Genomic DNA, 314 nt, shown 5'->3' on the forward strand with positions numbered 1-314 from the left:
TCCATCCAGTGCGATGTTGGCGAGGAGTGGACTTATTACCCCTCCTTGAGGTGTCCCGGCTTTCGTATCGTCAAATACACCATTGTCAATGACACCGGCTTTTAACCATTGTTTGATATTGCGCCTGATGGTCGTTGGACAATGAAGTTTGGATAGCAGGTAATCAGGGTCAATCTGGTCAAAACATTTGGCAATGTCGGCATCGAGGACATAGTATTCCCCTTGATTAATTCCAACAAATATTCTGCCAATTGCGTCAAGGGTTGAGCGTCCGGGTCGAAACCCATAGCTTGTCCCCTCGAATTTAGGTTCCC

1 protein-coding gene is annotated in these 314 nt (G+C 47.1%); it reads right to left on the reverse strand.

Annotated features, from left to right (window positions below; all coding sequences use genetic code 11):
* Window positions 1–314 (reverse strand): reverse transcriptase domain-containing protein (locus LKE08_RS03950; protein ID WP_324702892.1); only part of this gene is annotated, 314 nt, incomplete at both ends.

This window comes from Lyngbya sp. CCY1209 (assembly GCF_035615495.1).
Classification (GTDB): Bacteria; Cyanobacteriota; Cyanobacteriia; order Cyanobacteriales; family Microcoleaceae; genus Limnospira.